The sequence below is a fragment of the Mycobacterium sp. AT1 genome, from assembly GCF_002043095.1.
Classification (GTDB): domain Bacteria; phylum Actinomycetota; class Actinomycetes; order Mycobacteriales; family Mycobacteriaceae; genus Mycobacterium.
This window is the reverse complement of the sequence record NZ_MVOC01000056.1, coordinates 37565-57053: the sequence shown is the minus strand read 5'-3', so window position 1 is coordinate 57053 and position 19489 is coordinate 37565. Positions and strand designations below refer to the sequence as shown.

Annotated in this window: 20 protein-coding genes; 8 read left to right on the top strand and 12 right to left on the bottom strand. The window is 68.0% G+C overall.

Features of this window, described 5'->3' with window-relative positions:
* The first annotated feature begins 231 nt into the window (after positions 1–231).
* The 6 genes from secY to B1790_RS24525 are packed head-to-tail and all read left to right on the top strand — an operon-like array spanning position 232 to position 4735.
* Positions 232–1557: a preprotein translocase subunit SecY gene (gene secY, locus B1790_RS24550; RefSeq protein ID WP_079925887.1), complete on the top strand. Its 1326-nt coding sequence runs from the start codon at positions 232–234 to the stop codon at positions 1555–1557.
* Positions 1554–2099: an adenylate kinase gene (locus B1790_RS24545; RefSeq protein ID WP_079925886.1), complete on the top strand. Its 546-nt coding sequence runs from the start codon at positions 1554–1556 to the stop codon at positions 2097–2099. Before secY ends, B1790_RS24545 begins: the two co-directional genes overlap by 4 nt.
* 4 nt (positions 2100–2103) lie before the next feature.
* Positions 2104–2901, top strand: a complete 798-nt coding sequence (gene map, locus B1790_RS24540) for a type I methionyl aminopeptidase (protein ID WP_079925885.1) — start codon at positions 2104–2106, stop codon at positions 2899–2901.
* A 47-nt stretch (positions 2902–2948) separates the two neighbouring features.
* Entirely contained in the window at positions 2949–3464 is a 516-nt protein-coding gene (locus B1790_RS24535) for a sigma-70 family RNA polymerase sigma factor (RefSeq protein ID WP_079925884.1), read from the top strand.
* The gene (locus B1790_RS24530) at positions 3461–4201 is read left to right on the top strand and encodes an anti-sigma factor (protein WP_079925883.1); all 741 of its coding nucleotides are present in this window, start codon (positions 3461–3463) and stop codon (positions 4199–4201) included. Before B1790_RS24535 ends, B1790_RS24530 begins: the two co-directional genes overlap by 4 nt.
* A gap of 30 nt (positions 4202–4231) precedes the next feature.
* Entirely contained in the window at positions 4232–4735 is a 504-nt protein-coding gene (locus B1790_RS24525; protein ID WP_233165300.1) for a MarR family transcriptional regulator, read from the top strand.
* A 1-nt stretch (position 4736) separates the two neighbouring features.
* On the opposite strand, the gene B1790_RS24520 is transcribed toward B1790_RS24525, so the two are convergent.
* Positions 4737–5708: an NmrA/HSCARG family protein gene (locus B1790_RS24520; RefSeq protein WP_079925930.1), complete on the bottom strand. Its 972-nt coding sequence runs from the start codon at positions 5706–5708 to the stop codon at positions 4737–4739.
* Positions 5709–5803: 95 nt separating this feature from the next.
* On the opposite strand from B1790_RS24520, the gene B1790_RS24515 reads away from it, so the two are divergent.
* A complete protein-coding gene (locus B1790_RS24515) occupies positions 5804–6277 on the top strand; it encodes a MarR family winged helix-turn-helix transcriptional regulator (protein WP_079925929.1) in 474 nt (157 codons plus the stop codon).
* On the opposite strand, the gene B1790_RS24510 is transcribed toward B1790_RS24515, so the two are convergent.
* Positions 6274–7539, bottom strand: coding sequence for a GAF domain-containing sensor histidine kinase (locus tag B1790_RS24510; RefSeq protein WP_079925881.1), 1266 nt, complete (start codon positions 7537–7539; stop codon positions 6274–6276). The two genes, B1790_RS24515 and B1790_RS24510, sit on opposite strands and share 4 nt — an antisense overlap.
* Entirely contained in the window at positions 7536–8204 is a 669-nt protein-coding gene (locus tag B1790_RS24505; protein WP_079925880.1) for a response regulator transcription factor, read from the bottom strand. Before B1790_RS24505 ends, B1790_RS24510 begins: the two co-directional genes overlap by 4 nt.
* A gap of 104 nt (positions 8205–8308) precedes the next feature.
* Between B1790_RS24505 and B1790_RS24500 the strand changes: the two genes are divergently transcribed.
* Positions 8309–9088 carry an HAD family hydrolase gene (locus B1790_RS24500; RefSeq protein WP_079925879.1) on the top strand — a complete coding sequence of 260 codons (780 nt, stop codon included), beginning with the start codon at positions 8309–8311 and terminating at the stop codon, positions 9086–9088.
* On the opposite strand, the gene mmsB is transcribed toward B1790_RS24500, so the two are convergent.
* The 9 genes from mmsB to B1790_RS24455 all read right to left on the bottom strand — a co-directional run bounded on the left by mmsB (position 9074) and on the right by B1790_RS24455 (position 19429).
* Positions 9074–9949 carry a 3-hydroxyisobutyrate dehydrogenase gene (gene mmsB, locus B1790_RS24495; RefSeq protein ID WP_079925878.1) on the bottom strand — a complete coding sequence of 292 codons (876 nt, stop codon included), beginning with the start codon at positions 9947–9949 and terminating at the stop codon, positions 9074–9076. The two genes, B1790_RS24500 and mmsB, sit on opposite strands and share 15 nt — an antisense overlap.
* Positions 9950–9963: 14 nt before the next feature.
* A complete protein-coding gene (locus tag B1790_RS24490) occupies positions 9964–11148 on the bottom strand; it encodes an acyl-CoA dehydrogenase family protein (RefSeq protein ID WP_079925877.1) in 1185 nt (394 codons plus the stop codon).
* Between the two features lie 9 nt (positions 11149–11157).
* The gene (locus B1790_RS24485; RefSeq protein WP_079925876.1) at positions 11158–12678 is read right to left on the bottom strand and encodes a CoA-acylating methylmalonate-semialdehyde dehydrogenase; all 1521 of its coding nucleotides are present in this window, start codon (positions 12676–12678) and stop codon (positions 11158–11160) included.
* Between the two features lie 134 nt (positions 12679–12812).
* On the bottom strand, positions 12813–13424 hold the full coding sequence (rfbC, locus tag B1790_RS24480) for a dTDP-4-dehydrorhamnose 3,5-epimerase (RefSeq protein WP_198952111.1): 612 nt from the start codon (positions 13422–13424) through the stop codon (positions 12813–12815).
* A complete protein-coding gene (gene rfbB / locus B1790_RS24475) occupies positions 13421–14416 on the bottom strand; it encodes a dTDP-glucose 4,6-dehydratase (protein WP_079925928.1) in 996 nt (331 codons plus the stop codon). The genes rfbC and rfbB overlap by 4 nt, the downstream gene beginning before the upstream one ends.
* A 28-nt stretch (positions 14417–14444) precedes the next feature.
* Complete coding sequence (locus B1790_RS24470) at positions 14445–15302, bottom strand: LLM class F420-dependent oxidoreductase (protein ID WP_079925874.1); 858 nt, start codon at positions 15300–15302, stop codon at positions 14445–14447.
* Between the two features lie 41 nt (positions 15303–15343).
* On the bottom strand, positions 15344–16189 hold the full coding sequence (locus B1790_RS24465) for an LLM class F420-dependent oxidoreductase (protein ID WP_079925873.1): 846 nt from the start codon (positions 16187–16189) through the stop codon (positions 15344–15346).
* A gap of 29 nt (positions 16190–16218) precedes the next feature.
* On the bottom strand, positions 16219–17688 hold the full coding sequence (locus B1790_RS24460) for an ATP-binding protein (protein ID WP_079925872.1): 1470 nt from the start codon (positions 17686–17688) through the stop codon (positions 16219–16221).
* Positions 17689–17731: 43 nt separating this feature from the next.
* Positions 17732–19429, bottom strand: a complete 1698-nt coding sequence (locus tag B1790_RS24455) for a response regulator (RefSeq protein WP_079925871.1) — start codon at positions 19427–19429, stop codon at positions 17732–17734.
* Between the last annotated feature and the right edge of the window lie 60 nt (positions 19430–19489).

Sequence of the window (19489 nt, the reverse complement as noted above, 5' to 3'; positions counted from 1 at the left end):
CGACTGTACGCTCTGAAGCTGAAGCGCCCATCAGGCCGCGTTCACGCCGATCGGATGAGGGTCCGACCGGCGGCAACTGTTACCCTCGTAGACTGTTCCAACGCGCGATTGCGCTGGCTGCAGGCACGCCTGCGCACCGGCTGACGGATCGCACAGGACTTACCCATAACGCGCTGGTTGGACCAGCCCCATCGGCACGCCGCGACTCTGTCCGGCTGCGCAGGAGGAAGAGTGCTTTCGGCTTTCATCTCGTCACTGCGGACGGCCGACCTCCGACGGAAGATTCTCTTCACCCTCGGCATCGTCATCCTCTACCGGGTCGGTGCCACGCTGCCGTCTCCTGGCGTGAACTACCCCAACGTGCAGCAGTGCATCCAGCAGGTCCAGGGCGGTGACTCGGCGCAGATCTATTCGCTGATCAACCTGTTCTCCGGCGGCGCGCTGCTCCAACTCTCCGTATTCGCGGTCGGCGTGATGCCCTACATCACGGCCAGCATCATCGTGCAGCTGCTGACCGTGGTCATCCCGCGGTTCGAGCAACTGCGCAAGGAAGGCCAATCCGGCCAGGCCAAGATGACGCAGTACACCCGCTACCTCGCGGTGGCACTGGCGCTGCTGCAGGGCACCTCGATCGTCGCGCTGGCCGCCAACGGTGGACTGCTGCAGGGCTGCACCCTCGACATCATCTCCAACTCGTCGATCTTCACCCTGGTCGTCATCGTGCTGGTGCTCACCGCAGGCGCGTCGCTGGTCATGTGGATGGGCGAGCTGGTCACCGAGCGTGGCATCGGCAACGGCATGTCGCTGCTGATCTTCGCCGGCATCGCCGCTCGGATCCCGTCCGAGGGCAAGATGATCCTCGACGGCCGCGGACCGACCGTCTTCACCATGGTCTGCATCGCCGCCCTGATCATCATCGTGGGCGTCGTGTTCGTCGAGCAGGGCCAACGACGCATCCCCGTGCAGTACGCCAAGCGCATGGTGGGACGCCGCATGTACGGCGGCACGTCGACCTACCTGCCGTTGAAGGTCAACCAGGCCGGCGTCATCCCCGTCATCTTCGCGTCGTCGCTGATCTACATCCCGCACCTGATCACCCAGCTGGTGCAGAGTGGCAGCGCCAACCCCGGCACCGGGTGGTGGGACAAGTTCGTCGCGGACTACCTGACCAACCCCGCCAGTCCGGTGTACATCGCGATCTACTTCGGCTTGATCGTCTTCTTCACGTACTTCTACGTGTCGATCACGTTCAACCCCGACGAACGCGCCGACGAGATGAAGAAGTTCGGTGGCTTCATCCCTGGGATTCGACCTGGCAAGCCAACGGCGGACTATCTGAGATACGTTTTGAGCCGAATCACCCTGCCCGGCTCGATCTACCTCGGTGTGATCGCCGTTCTGCCCAACTTGTTCTTGGAGATCGGCAACACCGGAAGCGTGCAGAACCTGCCGTTTGGCGGCACCGCGGTTCTCATCATGATCGGTGTCGGACTGGACACCGTCAAACAGATCGAGAGCCAGCTGATGCAGCGCAATTACGAAGGGTTCCTCAAGTGAGAATCGTGTTGCTCGGACCGCCTGGCGCAGGCAAGGGAACGCAGGCCCAGAAGCTCGTCGAGAAGTTGGGCATCCCGCAGGTCTCCACCGGCGATCTGTTCCGGCACAACATCAGTACCGGCACGCCGCTTGGCCTCGAGGCCAAGAAGTACCTCGACGCAGGCGACCTGGTCCCCGCCACCCTCACCAACGCACTGGTCGACGACCGGCTCGACGACGAGGACGTCGCCGACGGGTTCATCCTCGACGGCTTCCCCCGCTCGGTGGAGCAGGCCGAGGCGCTGCGCGACATGCTGGCCAAGCGCAACCTGCAGCTCGACGCGGTGCTGGAGTTCCGGGTCTCCGAGGACGAGCTGCTCAAGCGGCTGAAGAGCCGGGGACGCGCCGACGACACCGAAGAGGTCATCCTCAACCGGATGAACGTCTACCGGGACGAGACGGCACCGCTGCTGGACTACTATTCCGACGAACTCAAGACCGTCGACGCCGTCGGCGATCTCGACGAGGTGTTCGCCCGCGCGCTGCGCGCACTCGGCAAGTAGACCGATGATCGGACTGCCCAGCCTGCGTGGCCGCAAGGCCGTTCCGCATCGCACCGCGGGTGAACTGGACTCCATGGCCGCCGCGGGAGCTCTCGTTGCCAAGGCGCTTCTGGCCGTCCGGCAGGCCGCCCAACCGGGCGTCTCCACCCTCGACCTCGACGTCATCGCCGAATCGGTCATCCGCGACGGCGGCGGCATCCCGTCGTTCCTCGGTTACCACGGCTTCCCGGGGAGCATCTGCTCGTCGGTCAACGACCGTGTCGTCCACGGCATCCCGTCGGCGACGGAAGTACTCGCCGCCGGCGACCTGGTGTCCATCGACTGCGGCGCCATCCTCGATGACTGGCACGGCGACTCGGCGGTCACCTTCGGCGTCGGCCCGCTCGTCCCGGCCGACGAAGCGCTCTCCGAGGCCACCCGCTCGGCCATGGAGGCGGGAATCGCCGCCATGGTCCCCGGCAACCGGCTCAGCGACGTCTCACACGCCATCGAGGTCGGTACGCACGCCGCCGAGGCCCGCCACGACCGCAAGTACGGCATCGTCGAGGGCTACGGCGGGCACGCCATCGGCAGAAGCATGCACATGGACCCGTTCCTGCCCAACGAGGGCTCACCCGGCCGCGGCCCCCACCTCGTCGCCGGTTCCGTGCTGGCCATCGAGCCGATGCTGACCCTCGGCACCACCAAGACCATCGTGCTGGAAGACGAGTGGACCGTCGTCACCGCCGACGGCACCCGCGCGGCGCACTGGGAGCACACCGTGGCCGCCACCGACGACGGGCCCCGCGTCCTCACACTCTGAGGTGAACCCAACGGGCGTCGGCGACGTGTAACTGTCGGAGGTTGCACATGGATGATCCGGAGGCAGCGATGATGCGCGTGCTCTACGACGAGCACGCGGCCGCGCTGTGGCGGTATGCGTTGCGGCTCACTGGCGACCAATCTCGCGCCGAGGACGTCGTCCAGGAAACGCTGCTACGGGCCTGGCGTCATCCCGAGGTCACCGACGACGTGGAGCGCTCGGCACGGGCCTGGCTGTTCACCGTCGCCCGCAACCTCATCATCGACGAGCGACGAAGCGCCAGGTTCCGCCACGAGGCCGGCACCCCCGACGTGGAGGCGGTCGCCGACCATGCCGGGCCCGACGAGGTCGACAGCGCGCTGGACAAACTGCTCCTCGGCACGGCGCTCAGCCAGCTCTCCGAAGACCACCGCGCGGTAATCCAGCGCGCGTACTACCAGGGATGGAGCGTTGCGCAGACTGCGGCGGACCTGAACATCGCCGAGGGCACGGTCAAGTCCCGGTTGCACTACGCGGTGCGCGCACTTCGGCTCAACTTGCAGGAGATGGGGGTGACGCGATGACCTACTCCAGTGGGGGCCACGGTCTCGACGCGGTCGACGGGGACGGCTACTCGACCTGGGACGCGGCCTACGTGCTTGGTGCGCTGTCGAGCACCGAGCGCCGCGAGTTCGAGACGCACCTGCAGACGTGTGACCGGTGCCGTTCCGCCGTCGCCGAGCTCAGCGGCATGCCTGCCCTCCTCGGCCTCCTCAGCGAGGGTGACGTCCGAGGCCTCGACGGCGACCAGCCCGAGCCACCACCGCTGCGGCCCGAGGTGCTGACCTCGGTCCTGGACAAGGTGCGGTGGCGCAGGCGTCGCGCCCGATGGCTGACGACGGCGTCGGTCGCCTTGGCGGCGGCTCTGCTGGCGGTAGGACTGGTGGTCGCCGTCCGACCCGAGCTGATGGGTCTGCGCAGCGGCGACACCGACCAAGCCGTCGCGCAGCTGGAGATGAACAAGCTCGCGCCGACGCCGTTCAGCGCGACCGTCGGGCTGAGCAGCTTCGCGTGGGGAACCAGAGTCGACATGGCCTGCACCTACGGCCAATGGTCTGGCGGGTCGGACGCGTCGCCGAGCAACCTCGGCATGGTGGTCGTCGGGCGTGACGGCAGCCGGACTCAGGTGGCGACGTGGCTCGGTCTGCCCGGTGCCACCGCGCTGCCCAGCGGTAACACCCCGATGCCCAAGGAGCAGATCGCGTCGGTGCAGTTGGTCTCCGTCGACTCCGGACAGGTCCTGCTCGAACGCCCGACATAGGTTCGGCCCGCCGGTGCGGTATGAATGAGCGTGTCTTCGAACCCAGCGGAGCGTGACCCCATTGCGCTGGCCCGCGCTAACTGGGAGCGCGCCGGCTGGGGTGCGGTCGCCGACGGCATGGTCGCCGTCACGTCGGTCATGCGCGCCCACCAAATTCTGCTGGCTCGCGTCGAGGCGGCGCTGCGTCCCTACGGCCTGAGTTTCTCGCGCTACGAGCTGCTGCGGCTGCTGGCGTTCAGCGGCAGCGGCGCCCTGCCCATCACCAAGGCGTCCGACCGACTGCAGGTCCACGTCACCAGCGTCACGCACGCCATCCGCCGGTTGGAGGGTGACGGCCTGGTGGAACGGATGCCGCATCCCACCGACGGTCGTACCACCCTGGTCCGGCTGACCGAGCTGGGTCGATCGACGGTGGAGGATGCGACGGCGACGCTGAACGACGAGGTGTTCGCCGACATCGGGATCTCCGAAGGAGAGTCGGCCGCGCTTGCCTCGGCCATCGAGACGTTGCGCAGGCAGGCCGGCGACTTCTAGCTCATTGCGTGCGAATGCCGTTGTCCGGCAACGCAAGCCAGTCGCGGAACGACAGCAGGCCGGGGTTCAACGCGCGCACCGCCGACAGGTCACGGTCACCGACGAAGCGGGCCGAGTTCTGGGCGTAGTACTGGAACATGTTGCCCATCTCGACGGCGCCGGGGAACCCTTGCGCACGGAATTCGTCCCAGCCGAGCGGCCGGTAGAGAACCTCTTCGCCGAGGGCGTCGCCGAGGGCCGCCGCGTACTGCTCGCCGGTCAGGTGATCGCCCGCGATGCCGACCGTGGCGCCGACGAGCTCCGGGCCGCGCCGGAAGACGCCAAGTGCCGTCCGGCCGATGTCGCCGACGGCGATGCCCGACATCAACTGATCGGCCATCGGGAGCGTCAGTGTCAGCTTGCCGTCGTCGCCGCGCAATGGGCCGAGGCCCCCGGCGAAGCCCTCGAAGAAGAACGTGGTGCGCAGGAACGTCGTGGGGACGTCGTACTCGCGGAACATTGCGTCGGCCTCGGCCTTGGCGTCGAAGTGGGGCACCTTGTAGGCCCCGTCGACGTCCGGAACGCCGCCGTCCATGCCGAAGAAGTCCCGGGTGTCCTCCAGCGTCGACCAGATGACGTGGCCGACGCCCGCCTGCTTGGCGGCCAGCGCCGCGGTGTCGGCCTGGGCGAGCTCCATCGCGGCGCGGGTGCGGGTGGCCTCCTCCTCGGGCGTGCGCTCGGCCCAGTAGTTGGTGACCACGAACGCGCCGTCGGCCCCCTCGAAGGCGCGGCGCATGCTCGGCCCGTCGTCGAGGTCGGCCTCCACCACCTCGGCTCCCGCCTCGGCCAGTGCACGGGCCTTCTCCGAGGTGGCGCTGCGGGTCAGGGCCCGCACCCGGAACTCGTGGTTCGGGTCGTCGAGGATGGCCCGCACCAGGCCGCCACCCTGCGATCCCGTTGCCCCGACCACTGCGATCAGCTTCTCGTTCGTCATGACGTCTCCCATCTCGTATCGGGTTGATGTGTCAACCTGATGTGAACGATAGTCCACTGGGTTGATATGTCAACCCAGTGGGCTACAGTGGCGGCATGACGGATGCGACCGGGCTCGACGACGACGAGCTGTCCGCGTGGCGGAGCTTCGTGGAGATGCACCACCACTTGGAGAGGCACCTGGTCAAGCACCTCCAACGCGACTTCGGGCTGTCGGACTCCGACTTCGAGATCCTGGTCAACCTCTCGGAGGCCCCCGGTGGTCGACTGCGCGCCTTCGAGCTAGGCCGGGCCACCCAGTGGGAGAAGAGCCGGATGTCACACCATCTGGGCCGGATGGAGAAGCGTGGCCTGGTCGAGAAGGAGGTGTCCGACGCCCGCTACCCGGACGTCGTGCTGACCGACGCCGGCCGCGCCGCCATCGCCGCGTCCGCCCCCGCCAACGCGGCCCGGGTGCGCGAGCTCTTCGTGGAGGTCGTCGGACCCGAGCGGCTGGCGGTGCTCAAGGCGGCCTCCGACGACGTGCTCGCCGCGATCGCCGAACACGTCGACGCCTGCGAGGGCAGTTAGAGCCGCTCTGCAGCTTCTCGCGCAGGGGAGGGCGGCAAGGGGATCGTCGCGGTCACCGCCGTCCCCGCGCCGGGCCTGGACCGGATGTGCAGCCTGCCCCCGACGATCTCGGCGCGTTCGGCCATCGACAGCAGCCCGTAGCCACCCATCTCGTCGCCGCCGAGCGGGTTCTCGAACGTGTCGAAACCGCGTCCGTCGTCGACGATCTCCAGCCGGGCCGTGTCCTCGCCCACCGAGAACGTGAGGCTGGCGTGGCTGGCGTGTGCGTGCTTCACGACGTTTTGCAGACACTCCTGCGCAATGCGGTAGATCGCGATCTCGATGTGGTCGGGCAGCCGGGTTTCGGCCACGTCGACGTCGATGTAGAGGCCGAGCTCCACCTGTGGGATGGACCTGGCCAGGCTGGCGAGTCCACCGGCGAGACCGAGGTCGTCGAGGACCGGCGGGCGCAACCCGCCGATCGCCGCACGCGCTTCTTCCAACGTGAGGTCGACCAACTCGCGGGCCATGCCCAGCTGCTCGGCGGCCGCGGCGGCGTCCTCGCCCACCGCTCTGGTCGCGGCGTCGAGCCGGTAGGACAGCGTCACCAGCCGCTGGGAGATGCCGTCGTGGATGTCACCGGCGAGCCGACGACGTTCCATCTCCTGAGCCTCGATGACCTGCTCGACGAAGTTCTCGTGCGCGCGTTCGCGGGCCACCAGCCTGCGGTGCAATCTGGCCTGGTGCATGGCCCCCGCGATCAGCCGGCCGATCACCAACAGCAGTTCGACGTCGCGGTCGGTGAAGTCCCGACGGGCGACGGTGTGCACGTTCAGCACGCCAACCAGCCCGCCAGGGTCGGTCTCCATCGGTACCGACACCATCGACGTGAAGTCCGAGCCGCGCAACGACTCGAAGGGCAGATACCGGGGATCTGACTCCTTGTCGCCGACGATCACCACGGGTTCGCGATGGCTCGCCACCCACCCGGACACGCCGCGGCCCAACGGCAGTCGGATCTTGCCGACCTCGGAGTCGAACGGCGGCGTCGCCCCGGTCAGGGTCAGGGACTGTTCGGCGTCGTCGAGCACGTGGACGAAGCACACGTCGGTGCCCGTCGCCGCGGTGATCATCCGCGCGGCGGCCTCGGCCAACGGTTCGACGCCGGGGCCGCTCGAGGCGGCCTGGATCAACTCCCGCAGGAGAGCCAGCTCGCGGTCGGCGTCGACGAGGTCGCGGACGGCGTTGGTGCCGCCCGGGGGCGACGACCGTCCCGGCCTCACCGGTAGATCCCCTCGCGCAGCGCCGTGGCGACGGCACCGGTGCGGTCGGCGACGTCGAGCTTGCGGTAGATGGCGCGAAGGTGGGTCTTCACGGTTTCCTCGCCGATCACCAGCTTGGTCGCGATGCCGCGGTTGGACAGGCCGTTGACGACGTAGGACAGGATTTCGCTCTCGCGCTGGGTCAACCCCTGCCTGGCGCCCGGCCAGAACTCGTCGCGTTGCAGCCGGGCGGCCGTGTCCACGGCCCGCGCCGCCATGCCGGGGTCGATCGCGGTCTCGCCGGCGTGTGCAAACTCGAGCTGGCGGACCAACTCGTCGCTGCCGATGCTCTTCAGCAGGTACCCCGCCGCCCCGACCCGCAGCGCCTGAAACAGGTACTGCTCGTCGTCGTAGACCGACAACATGACGACCTTGCGGTGCGGTTCCCGCTGCCGGAGGGCGGCGCACAGATCCAGTCCGCTGCTGCCCTGCATGCGCACGTCGCACAGCACGATGTCTGGGTTCAGTTCGGCGACCACGTTCATCGCACGCTCGGCGCCAACGGCCTGGCCGACGACCTCGACGCGGTCGCCGAACGCCGTCAACATCGCCTTGAGCCCCTCGATGACCATCTCGTGGTCGTCGACCAACACGAGCCGCACCGGGGAGCCTGCGGGGGGCGACATGGCACGAGCATAGGACCGGCCTGCTGGCTGGCAACCCAAGTTGGCCCGTTCAATCCCCCGGATGGGGGAGGCGGCCGACGTGTGACGTGGGCCACTCTGTTGGCATGACGCACATACCGGACAGAGCGTGGCGGGCAGGCCGGTTCTGGTGGGACTCGTCCCGCCCCAGCGCGGCGGGTCCTCACCCGCTGCGAGCGGTGGTCTTCGACCTCGAGTCCCTCACCGACGCCGAGTGCGGGGGCAGTCGACTGGCGTTCAACGCGGCCTTCGCCGCACACGGGCTGCCCGTGACGTGGTCCGCGGCTCGGTACCGCAAGCTGCTGGCGCTGCGCGACGAACGGCAGCGCGTCGCCGCCGAGCTGCGGGCACGGGGGATTTGTACCGAGTGCGACGTCCTGCTCAGGGTTCTCGTCGACCAGATCTGCGCCACCAAGTCCAGGATGCTCGACGAGGTGATGCTCGGTGCCGATCTGGATGCCAGGAGCGGCCTGGTCGAGCTGATCACCGACGGGTTCACCGCAGGGGTGGCCGTCGGCGTCGTCAGCACCGGTCGCCGGCAGTGGGTCGAACCGCTGGTGCGCCAACTGGTCGGTGACGGGTTGGTTCAGACGGTCGTCACCGCCGACGACCTGGCGCAGGCAGCCCCGCTTGGCGCCGCCTTCCGGATGGCGCTGGCCGAGATGGGCGCCCCCGCACACGACTCACTGGCGTTCACCGGTTCGACCGACGGCCTGCGCGACGCGATGTCCGTCGGCCTCGCCGGGGTGCTCGTCGACCCCGAGGTGATCGGCGCCCGCGCCGACTACGAGGGCCTTCGCATCACCGACTGTCAGCGGCTGCACGCCGAGACGTGGGCAAGGGGAAACCGGTCAGCTGCCGCGTAGGAGCTCGATGACGGCGCTGAAGTCCTTGTCGGCGTGGTCGGCGGCGAAGTCGGCGTAGATCTCGGCGGCGTGAGTACCCAGCGGCGCCGCCGAGCCGGTCGAGTTCACTGCGGCCATCGCCAGCCCGAGATCCTTGTTCATCAACGCCGTCGCAAAGCCCGGTTTGAAGTCGTTGTTGGCCGGTGACGTCGGAACCGGCCCTGGCACCGGGCAATTGGTGTGCACCGACCAGCAGTTGCCCGTCGCGCCGGTGATCACGTCGAACAGCGATTGGGCCGAGAGGCCGAGCTTCTCCGCGAGGACGAACGCCTCGCCGACGGCGATCTGCTGTACGGCGAGAACCATGTTGTTGCACACCTTGGCCGCCTGACCGTTTCCGGAGCCGCCACAGTGGATGACCTTGCCCGCCATCGGTTCCAGGACCGGCCTGGCTCGCTCGACCGCGGCGTCGGTCCCGCCGACCATGAACGCCAGCGTGCCCGCAGTGGCTCCCTTGACGCCACCGGAGACCGGGGCGTCGACCTGTTCGTGGCCGTGTTCCTCGGCTAGGGCGTTGATCGCGCGGGCGTCGTCGACCGAGATGGTCGAGGTGTCGACGAACAACGTGCCCGGCGTGGCTGCGGGCAGCGCCTCGGCGTAGCAGGCCTTGACGATGGCACCGTTCGGCAGCGAAGTGATCACCACGTCCGCGCCGGTGACCGCCTCTGCTCCGCTGTCGAAGACGGTGACGCCCTTGGCCTCTGCGGCATCCCGCAATGCAGGCACCAGGTCGAAACCGCGCACCGTGTGGTTCGCCGCGGCAAGGTTGGCGGCCATCGGGCCACCCATGTTGCCCAGCCCCAAGAACGCTATCGTCGCCATCTAGACCTCCTGAGCTAAGACGCGCGGGCCCGGGCGGCTTCTGTCGTTTTGCGGGCTCCGCCCGCGACAGCTCGCCCGATCACGACGCGCATGATTTCGTTGGTTCCCTCGAGTATCCGGTGCACCCGCAGGTCGCGGACGATCTTCTCGACGCCGTACTCGCGCAGATAGCCGTAGCCGCCGTGCAACTGCAACGCCTGATCCGCCACGTCGAAACACGTGTCGGTGACGTAGCGCTTGGCCATCGCACACAGCTCGACCTTGTCCGGGTGGTCGTCGTCGATCGCAGATGCCGCCCGCCACAACAGGTTTCGCGAGGTCTCCAGCTTGGTGGCCATGTCGGCCAGCGTGAACCGGATCGTCGGCTCGTCGAGCAGGGTCATCCCGAACGCCTCGCGACTGGCCAGGTAGGACACCGCCTTGTCGAACGCGGCCTGCGCACCACCGAGTGAGCACGCGGCGATGTTGACGCGCCCGCCGTTGAGGCCGTTCATCGCGACGCCGAAGCCAGTGCCCTCGGTGCCGCCGAGCAAGGCATCCAGCGGCACCCGGACGCCCTCGAACACCACCTGTGCGGTGGGCTGGGCGTTCCACCCCATCTTGACCTCGTCGGCGCCGAAGCTGACGCCGGGCGTGTCCTTGTCCACCACGAAGGCGGAGATTCCGCGCGGTCCACTACCTCCGGTGCGCGCCATCACGACGTACACGTCGGACACCCCGGCTCCGGAGATGAACTGCTTCACGCCGTCGATAACGTAGTGCTCGCCGTCGCGAATTGCCTTGGTGCGCAACGCGCCTGCGTCCGAGCCAGCACCGGGTTCGGTGAGGCAGTAGCTGGCGATCAGCTCCATCGACGCCAGCTGCGGTACCAATGCCTTTCGTTGCTCGGCCGTGCCGTAGGTGTCGACCATCCAGGTGCACATGTTGTGAATGGACAGGAACGCCGCAATAGTCGGGCAGCCCGTCGCCACCTGCTCGAAGATCCGCACGCCGTCGAGGCGGCGCAGGCCACTGCCGCCCACGTCCTCCGCGCAGTAGACCGCCGCCATGCCCAACTCGGCGGCAGCGCGGAGGACGTCGACCGGAAAGTGCTTGGTGGCGTCCCACTCCATGGCGTACGGCGTGATCCGCTTGTCGGCGAACTCCGCCGCCGTCTCGGCGATGACCCGCTCGTCGGGGTCGAGACCGAAGTAGTCCATGAACCGGCGCTACTTCATCGTGGGGATGGAGAACTCGGCGCCATCCTTGATGCCGGAGGGCCAGCGCTGGGTGACCGTCTTGACCTTGGTGTAGAAGATGATCGAGGCCGGGCCGTGCTGGTTGAGGTCACCGAAACCGGAGCGCTTCCAGCCACCAAAGCTGTGGTAGGCCACCGGAACTGGAATGGGCACGTTGACGCCGACCATCCCGACCTGCACACGAGAGACGAAGTCACGGGCGGTGTCGCCGTCGCGGGTGAAGATCGCCACGCCGTTGCCGTACTCGTGCTCCGACGGCAGGGCCAGCGCCTCCTCGTAGGTGTCGGCGCGCACGATGCAGAGCACCGGCCCGAAGATCTCGTCGGTGTAGATCGTCATGTCGGGCGTCACGTGGTCGAACAGCGTCGGGCCGATGAAGTAACCGCCCTCCAGGCTGGCGTCACCGAAGGTGAGGTCGTCGCTGGCGCGTTCCCGACCGTCGACCACGATCTCGGCGCCGGCCTCGACGCCCTGGCCGATGTAGTCCTTCACCCGGGCCAGCGCGGCGGCGGTGACCAGTGGGCCGTAGTCCGCCTTGGGGTCGAGGCTGTGGCCGACGCGAAGCTGGTTGACCCGCTCGACGAGCCTGGCGCGCAACCGATTTGCCGTCTCTTCCCCGACGGGGACCGCGACGCTGATCGCCATGCACCGCTCGCCGGCACTGCCGTAGCCCGCGCCGATCAGTGCGTCGACGGCCTGGTCCAGGTCGGCGTCGGGCATCACGATCATGTGGTTCTTGGCGCCACCGAAGCACTGCGCGCGCTTGCCGTTGGCCGCGGCGGTCGAGTAGATGTACTGCGCGATGTCGGAGCTGCCGACGAAGCCGACGGCGTGGATGTCGGGGTTGTTGAGGATGGCGTCGACGGCCTCCTTGTCGCCGTGCACCACCTGGAAGACGCCCTTCGGCAGGCCTGCCTCTCCGAACAGCTCGGCCAGCCGGACCGGGACCGACGGGTCGCGCTCGCTGGGCTTGAGGATGAACGCGTTGCCGCACGCCAGCGCCGGGCCCGCCTTCCACAGCGGGATCATCGCCGGGAAGTTGAACGGAGTGATGCCCGCGACGACGCCGAGGGGTTGGCGCAGCGAGTAGACGTCGATGCCGCCACCGGCGCCTTCGGTGTATTCGCCCTTGAGCAGGTGCGGAATGCCGATGGCGAACTCGATGACCTCGATGCCGCGCTGGATGTCGCCAAGTGAGTCGGCGACGGTCTTGCCGTGCTCGAGGGAGAGCAGTTCGGCGAGTTCGTTGGCGTTCTCGTTGACCAGCGCGACGAACTTCATCATCACCCGGGCGCGGCGCTGCGGGTTCCACGCCGCCCACTCGCGCTGGGCCGCCACGGCGATCTCGACGGCGGCGTCGACCTCGGCGGTGGAGGCCATCGGTACCTGGGCTTGCACCTCGCCGGTGCTGGGGTTGAGGACGTCGGCGGTGCGGCCGGACCGGCCCTCGACCCGCCGGCCGTCGACGAAGTGCGGAATCTGAGTGGTCATGGCGGCTGCCCTTCGACGGTGTTCGATTACTAGGACATCCTAGTAATGGGGGATGACCATTCGCAAGTGTCGACGCCATCGCGTGTGCTGTGAGATCGCGATCTGTGCGCACACGGGGGTGGGGCGGCGGGGGTTTAGGGGCGGGAGCCGAGGCCCTCGACGAAGGCCTGCGCCTCGTCCCACGTGGGCAGCAGCCCTGCCGAGAGAACGTCGTCGAGGGTCGGGGCGGCGGCGTCGCGCTCGGAGAGGTTCGGTACCGCCCCGTCGACGAGCGGCCAGTCAACGCCGATTGCGGGATCGGTTGGGCAGATGGTGTGTTCGCGGGTGGGGGAGTAGCCCGCCGAGCAGAGGTAGGTCACCGTCGAATCATCTTGCAGCGCAAGGAATCCGTGCGCCAAGCCCTCCGAAAGATAGACGGTCCGGTGGTCGCGGTCGTCGAGCAGCACGGAATCCCACTGACCGAATGTCGCCGAGCCGACCCGGACGTCGACGACCACGTCGAACACCGCGCCCCGCACGCACGTCACGTACTTGGCCTGGCTCGGTGGCAGCTGGGCGAAGTGCAGGCCCCGCAGCACGCCCGCCGCGGAGACCGACACGTTGGCCTGCCGCAGATCGAGGGAGTGCCCGGTCATCGCGGTGAACTCGTCGTCGGTGAACCACTCGAAGAACCGGCCGCGGGGGTCGGGGCGGACGGTCGGCGTGATCTCCCATGCGCCGGGAATCGACAGCTCGCGGAAGGTCACTGGTTGCGCTCCTCGTACATTGCCTCTGACGCGTCCTTCGCCTGCGCCCACCATGATTCGTTGTCGCGGTACCACGCGATCGTCGCGGCGAGGCCGGACTCGAAGTCGTCGTGCTGCGGCGTCCAGCCCAATTCGTCGCGAAGCGCCGACGAGTCGATCGCGTACCGCAGATCGTGGCCCGCCCGGTCGGTCACGTGGTCGAAGTCGTCGGGATCGCGACCCATCAGCCGCAGCAGGGTGCGCATCACCGTGAGGTTGTCGCGCTCGCCGTCGGCGCCGATCAGATAGGTGCGCCCCAGTTCGCCGTCGGCCAGGATTCGCCACACCGCGCGGTTGTGGTCGGTGACGTGAATCCAGTCGCGGACGTTGGCTCCGAACCCGTACAGCTTCGGACGTCGCCCCGTGAGGACGTTGGTGATCTGCCGCGGAATGAACTTCTCGACGTGCTGATACGGCCCATAGTTGTTGGAGCAGTTGGAGATCGTAGCCCGCACGCGAAAGGACCGCACCCACGATCGCACCAGCATGTCCGACGCCGCCTTGGTCGCCGAATACGGGCTCGACGGGTCGTACGGGGTGGCCTCGGTGAACCGGATGGGATCGTCAAGAGGCAGGTCGCCGTACACCTCGTCGGTGGACACGTGGTGCAGCCGAATGCCGTGCCTGCGAACGGCTTCCAGCACGGTGAACGTGCCGACGACGTTGGTGCGCAGGAACGCCCCGGGATCGGCCAACGAATTGTCGACGTGCGTCTCGGCCGCGAAGTGCACGACGGCGTCGGTCTCGGCGACCAGCTTCTCGACCAGTTCGGCGTCGCCGACGTCGCCGTGCACCAGGCGGACGTCGTCGGCGACGGGCGCCAACGACTCGCGACTGCCCGCGTAGGTCAAGGCGTCGAGCACCGTCACGGATGCGTCGGGATGCTCCCGCACGGCGGCGTGGACGAAGTTCGCGCCGATGAAACCGGCACCCCCGGTGACCAGCAGACGCATGGTCACAAACCCTAGCGGGTGGCCCGATCTACTCGCTGGCCGAAAGCCCCAACGGTCCCGCCAGTTCGGCCAACGTCGGAATCAGCGCGTCCTCGCCGCCCAGGACCTGAATGCAGACGTGGTCGGCGCCTGCGTCGACGTGCTCCTGCAGCCGCCTGGCGACGTCGTCGGGCGTGCCGTGAGCCACCACCGCGTCGATCAGCTTGTCGCTGCCGGGCTTCTGCACGTCGGCGTCGGTGAAGCCCAGCCGCTTCCAGTTGTTCACGTAGTTGCTCAGGTCAAGGTAGAACTCGACGGTCTGCCGACCGATCTCGCGGGCCTGGGCCGCATCCCTGGCGAGGACCACCTTGTGCTCGGGAGCCAGGAACACCGCGTTGCCGATCAGTGCGTGAGCCTGGGCGGTGTGCTCCGGCGTCGTCAGGTACGGATGGGCGCCTGCGCTGCGCACGGCTGCCAGCTTGAGCACCTTCGGGCCCAGCGCGGCGAGCACGCGACGGCTGGTCGGAACGTTGGCGGCGTCGAGCGCGTCGAGGTATTCGACCAGCACGTCATAGGGCTTGCGGTACTCGTCGGTGTGTTCGGGGTGCCCGATCCCGATGCCCAGCAGGAAGCGGCCGGGGTGGGCCTTCTCGATGCGGTGGTAGGACTCGGCCACATCGGCGGCCGGGGCCGTCCACACGTTGACGATGCCCGTCGCCACCTGCAACGACGTCGTCGCCTCGAGGATGGGTTCGACGAATGCCAGGTCGGCGGCGGGCGACCCGCCCACCCAGACGGCGCCGTACCCCAGCCTCTCGATCTCCTTGGCCTGCTCTGGGGTCACCGCCCCGAAGGTCCAGACGCCGAAGCGCCCGAGGTTGGGCTTGAGATCGGTTGCGTCAGTCATGGGTGAAGCGGTCCCTTCGGATGGGGTTGGTCTGGGGTTGACTACTTCAGGCCCAGCGGTCCAGCCAACTCGGCGAGCGCGGGCACCAGCTTGTCTGTACCCGTCAGCACCTGAACCGGAACATGATCGGCCCCGGCGGCGAGGTGCTCGGAGAGTTGCGCGGCCACGGCGTCCACCGTGCCATGGGCGACGACGGCGTCCACCAGCGCGTCGCTGCCGGGCTTCGCGACGTCGGCGTCGGTGAAGCCGAGCCGCTTCCAGTTGTTGAGGTAGTTGGCCAGGTTCAAGTAGACCTCGAGTGCCTTGCGTCCCACGGCGCGCGCCTGTTCGGAGTCCGAGGTCAGGACGACCTTGTGCTCGGGTGCGATGAACGCGTCGGGGCCCAGCAGTTCCCGTGCCTGCCTGGTGTGTTCGGGCGTGGTCAGGTACGGGTGTGCGCCCGCGCTACGACGTGCCGAGAGCTTGAGCACCTGCGGCCCGAGGGCTGCGACGACGCGGCGATCCTTGGGGACGCCGTATCGGTCGAGCTCGTCGAGATACTCGGTGAGGGCGTCGTAGGGCTTCTTGTACTCGGTGTGCGCCTCGGGGTGCCCGACGCCGATGCCGAGGAGGAACCGGTTCGGGTACGCCGCGTCGATGCGGTGGAACGACTCGGCGGTGGGGCCGGCCGCGGCGGTCCAGATGTTGACGATGCCAGTGGCCAGCGCCAGCTTCTCGGTCTCACCGAGGATGGAATCCACCCAGTCGAGCTCGGCGGGTGGCGACCCGCCGGCCCAGATGGCGCCGTAGCCGAGGGCTTCGATCTCACGAAGCTGCTTGGGTGGCACCTGCTGCCACTGCTGGTAGTGACCGAAGACGCCGAACTTGCCGAGCTCTGGTTTGGCCATGGTGGGGTCAACCCCGTTCGGCAGCGCGACTATTCCGCGACGTCGGCCGGCGCCTCTTCCGGCTTGGGAGCCACCAACGGCAGCACGATGACGAAGCGCGTGTCACCGGGCTTGGACTCCACGCGGATGTTGCCGTGGTGCTTCTGGGCGACGATGCGCCAGGCCAGGTCGAGTCCGAGTCCGGTGCCCTCGCCGAAGGCCTTGGTGGTGAAGAACGGCGTGAAGATGCGGTCGGCGATGTCGGGCGGGATGCCCGGCCCGTCGTCGCAGATCTCCACCTTGATCGCGTCCTCGCCGACGGCCGAGGTGCGGAGCGTCAGCGTGCCGTGTCCACCCATCGCCTGGATCGCGTTGTCGATGATGTTGGTCCACACCTGGTTGAGATCGCCTGGATAGCACTGGATTTCGGGAAGCGACTTGTCGAGTTCCTTGATCAGCTTCACCGGCTTGTCCTTGCCGAGCTTCTCGCCGAACATCATGACGGTGCTGCGAAAGAGCTCGTGGACGTTGGCGCTCTGGTACGGCGCGCGGTCCATCTGGGAGTACTGCTTGGCGCCGGCCAGCAGTGCCGAGATGCGGCTGCTTGCCTCGGCGATCTGGTTCATCATGAGCTCGGTGTCGATGGTGTATCGAAGCCACCCGATCGCGCCCTGCAGGGACGCGGTCGCGTCGACCTCGTCGACCGAGGCGGAAATGCGTTCCAGCCAGTCGATGTCCAGACCCGCTTCGACGAACGTCGGGGCGTAGTCCCAGGCCCCGACGATGCCGTGGTCCTCGAGCCAGTCGCCGATCGCGTCCTCGCGGTCGGAGGCCTCCAGCGCCGTCAACTCAAGCGCCTTGGACTTGGCAACCTGTTCGGCCACCTCCTCCTGGATGGTGACCAGGACGCGCAAACCCTCCGGGCTGAACTTCCCGTCGGCCAGCATCGCGAGCTTGTGCCGCATGCCCGCGATCTTCTCGCGCAGGTCCGAGACGGCCCGAGCGGCCGCCGCGGCCGGATTGTTGAGCTGGTGGGTCAGGCCCGCCGACAGCTGACCGAGCGCGAGCAGCTTCTCCCGCTGGTCGATGATTTGGCGCTGGCGCAGCCCGCCGACCTTGAGACCCTCGAGCAGGTGCACCGCCATCGGGAGCTCGGTCTTGACGAACTCGCCGAACGCGGTCGCGTCAAGGACGAAGAACTTCGACGGCTTCGTGACCCGCACCGACGACTCGTATACCTGGGGCACGCCGTCGACGTAGGCGCTCCACGCACCGCAGTAGACGCCGCGCTGCGAGGTCCGGTTGGTTTCGATGTCCGCGCCGCCGGAGCGCTTCGACATCGCCAGCTCACCCTCGATGAGGACGTAGAAGCAGGTCGCCGCCTCGCCCTCGATGCAGATCGGACCCGGCTCGAACCGCGCGAGGTGCCCGTGGTCGCACAGCGACCTCAGCTGACGGTCGGTCAGCTTCTCGAACAGGAACAGCGTCCGGAGCTCGTCGGGCAGACACGTTTCGCCCATGGGGACAGTCCTTCTCTCTAGGCTTCGCCGGCGGCGCCGGCACTCACGCTTCGGCCAGGTAGCGGTGCACCAGCATCACGGCCATCGACCCTTCACCGACGGCGGCCGCCACTCGCTTCGCGGATTCAGAGCGCACGTCTCCTGCAACAAACACACCGGGCACACTTGTTTCCAAGTGGTGCGGCGGACGTTCCCGGTTCCAGCCGCAGACGTCCTTCAGGTCCGGCCCGGCCAGCACGAAACCGCGCTCGTCGAGGGCGAGGACGCCGTCGAGCCATTCGGTCCGCGGGCTCGCGCCGATGAAGCAGCACAACCGACCCGATGGCACCGTGGTGCGCTCGCCGGACTGCCGGTCCTGCAGCACCAGCCCGGACAGGTGGTCGTCCTCGCCGATCGTGTCGACCACCTCGGTGCAGGTCCTGACCTTGATCTTGTCGTTGCCCTCGATCTGTTCGATCAGGTAGTGCGACATCGACGCCTCCAACGAGGGGCCGCGCACCAGCAGCGTCACCGACTTGGCGGTCTTGGACATGAACATCGCGGCCTGGCCTGCCGAGTTTGCGCCGCCCACGATGTAGACGTCTTCGCCGCGACACTCCTCGGCGTCGGACACCGAAGCCCCGTAGTAGACGCCGCGGCCGACGTAGTTGCAGCCGTCCGGGTCCGCGGGGTCGCTCCAGCAGCCGACGACCTTGAGTTCCTGGTATTCGACGCCGGTCGCGAGGATGACCGCGCGGGCACCGATGGTGCTGCCGTCCTCGAACTCGATGGTCGGGGCGGCCTCGCCGACGTGCAGCTTGACGACGTCGCGTGTGGTGATGACCTCGGCGCCGAACCGCTCGGCCTGCCTGCGGGCGGAGTTGGTCAGCTCGGCTCCCGAGACGCCGATCGGGAAGCCGAGGTAGTTCTCGATCCGCGAGCTGCGACCGGCTTGTCCGCCGGTCGTGGTGCGTTCGATGAGCACGGTCTCGAGTCCCTCGGAGGCGCCGTACACCGCCGACGCCAGCCCCGCGGGACCGCCGCCGATGACCGCTAGGTCGTACATCGGCAGTGACGGTTCAGTCGACAGTCCGAGCAGCTCGGCCAGTTGGCCGTCGGTCGGCTCGACGATCGCCTCACCCTTCTCGGTGATCACGACGGGCAGGTCGCGGCCGTCGAGGCCGGCGGCGTCGAGCAGCTGCTCGCCCTTCGGTTCGTCGGCCATGTAGGCGCGGAACGGGAACTGGTTGCGCGCCAGGAATTGGCGGACCTCCCACGACCGCTGGTTCCAGCGGTGCCCGATGACCTTGGTGTACGGCATCGCCCGGTCGCCGACGGCCCGCCATTCTTCGAGCAGCCCGTCGATCACCGGATAGAGCTTCTCCTCCGGCGGATCCCAAGGCTTCAGCAAGTAGTGGTCGAGGTCGACGACGTTGATGGCGTCGATGGCGGCGTGAGTGTCGGCGTACGCAGTCAGCAGCACCCGCTTGGCCAGCGGAAACAGGTCCATCGCCTTCTCGAGGAACTCGATGCCACTCATCTGAGGCATCCGGTAGTCGGCGACGAGCACCGCGACGGTGTCGCCGCGGAGCTTGAGTTCCTTGAGGGTCGCCAGCGCGTCGGGCCCGCTCTCCGCGCGGACGATGCGATACCGCTCGCCGTAATGACGGCGTAGGTCGCGCGCCACGGCGCGCGACACGGCGGGATCGTCGTCCACGGTCAGAATCACGGGATGGCGGGGCTGCGAAGTGGGTCCGGTCATCGCGATCAATTATGCGCTGGTCGTCCACCCAATATCACCCTGGAAGCGGGTGACAAGTGC

Excerpts from the sequence above, each read along its gene's own strand:
- rfbB (WP_079925928.1), bottom strand. The coding sequence starts at position 14,416 with ATGCGTCTGCTGGTCACCGGGGGTGCCGGTTTCATCGGCGCGAACTTC.
- B1790_RS24485 (WP_079925876.1), bottom strand. The coding sequence starts at position 12,678 with ATGACCACTCAGATTCCGCACTTCGTCGACGGCCGGCGGGTCGAGGGC.
- B1790_RS24465 (WP_079925873.1), bottom strand. The coding sequence starts at position 16,189 with ATGGCCAAACCAGAGCTCGGCAAGTTCGGCGTCTTCGGTCACTACCAG.
- B1790_RS24455 (WP_079925871.1), bottom strand. The coding sequence starts at position 19,429 with ATGACCGGACCCACTTCGCAGCCCCGCCATCCCGTGATTCTGACCGTG.
- B1790_RS24505 (WP_079925880.1), bottom strand. The coding sequence starts at position 8,204 with ATGTCGCCCCCCGCAGGCTCCCCGGTGCGGCTCGTGTTGGTCGACGAC.
- mmsB (WP_079925878.1), bottom strand. The coding sequence starts at position 9,949 with ATGGCGACGATAGCGTTCTTGGGGCTGGGCAACATGGGTGGCCCGATG.
- B1790_RS24530 (WP_079925883.1), top strand. The coding sequence starts at position 3,461 with ATGACCTACTCCAGTGGGGGCCACGGTCTCGACGCGGTCGACGGGGAC.
- B1790_RS24515 (WP_079925929.1), top strand. The coding sequence starts at position 5,804 with ATGACGGATGCGACCGGGCTCGACGACGACGAGCTGTCCGCGTGGCGG.
- B1790_RS24520 (WP_079925930.1), bottom strand. The coding sequence starts at position 5,708 with ATGACGAACGAGAAGCTGATCGCAGTGGTCGGGGCAACGGGATCGCAG.
- B1790_RS24460 (WP_079925872.1), bottom strand. The coding sequence starts at position 17,688 with ATGGGCGAAACGTGTCTGCCCGACGAGCTCCGGACGCTGTTCCTGTTC.
- B1790_RS24500 (WP_079925879.1), top strand. The coding sequence starts at position 8,309 with ATGACGCACATACCGGACAGAGCGTGGCGGGCAGGCCGGTTCTGGTGG.
- B1790_RS24535 (WP_079925884.1), top strand. The coding sequence starts at position 2,949 with ATGGATGATCCGGAGGCAGCGATGATGCGCGTGCTCTACGACGAGCAC.
- B1790_RS24470 (WP_079925874.1), bottom strand. The coding sequence starts at position 15,302 with ATGACTGACGCAACCGATCTCAAGCCCAACCTCGGGCGCTTCGGCGTC.
- B1790_RS24490 (WP_079925877.1), bottom strand. The coding sequence starts at position 11,148 with ATGGACTACTTCGGTCTCGACCCCGACGAGCGGGTCATCGCCGAGACG.
- map (WP_079925885.1), top strand. The coding sequence starts at position 2,104 with ATGATCGGACTGCCCAGCCTGCGTGGCCGCAAGGCCGTTCCGCATCGC.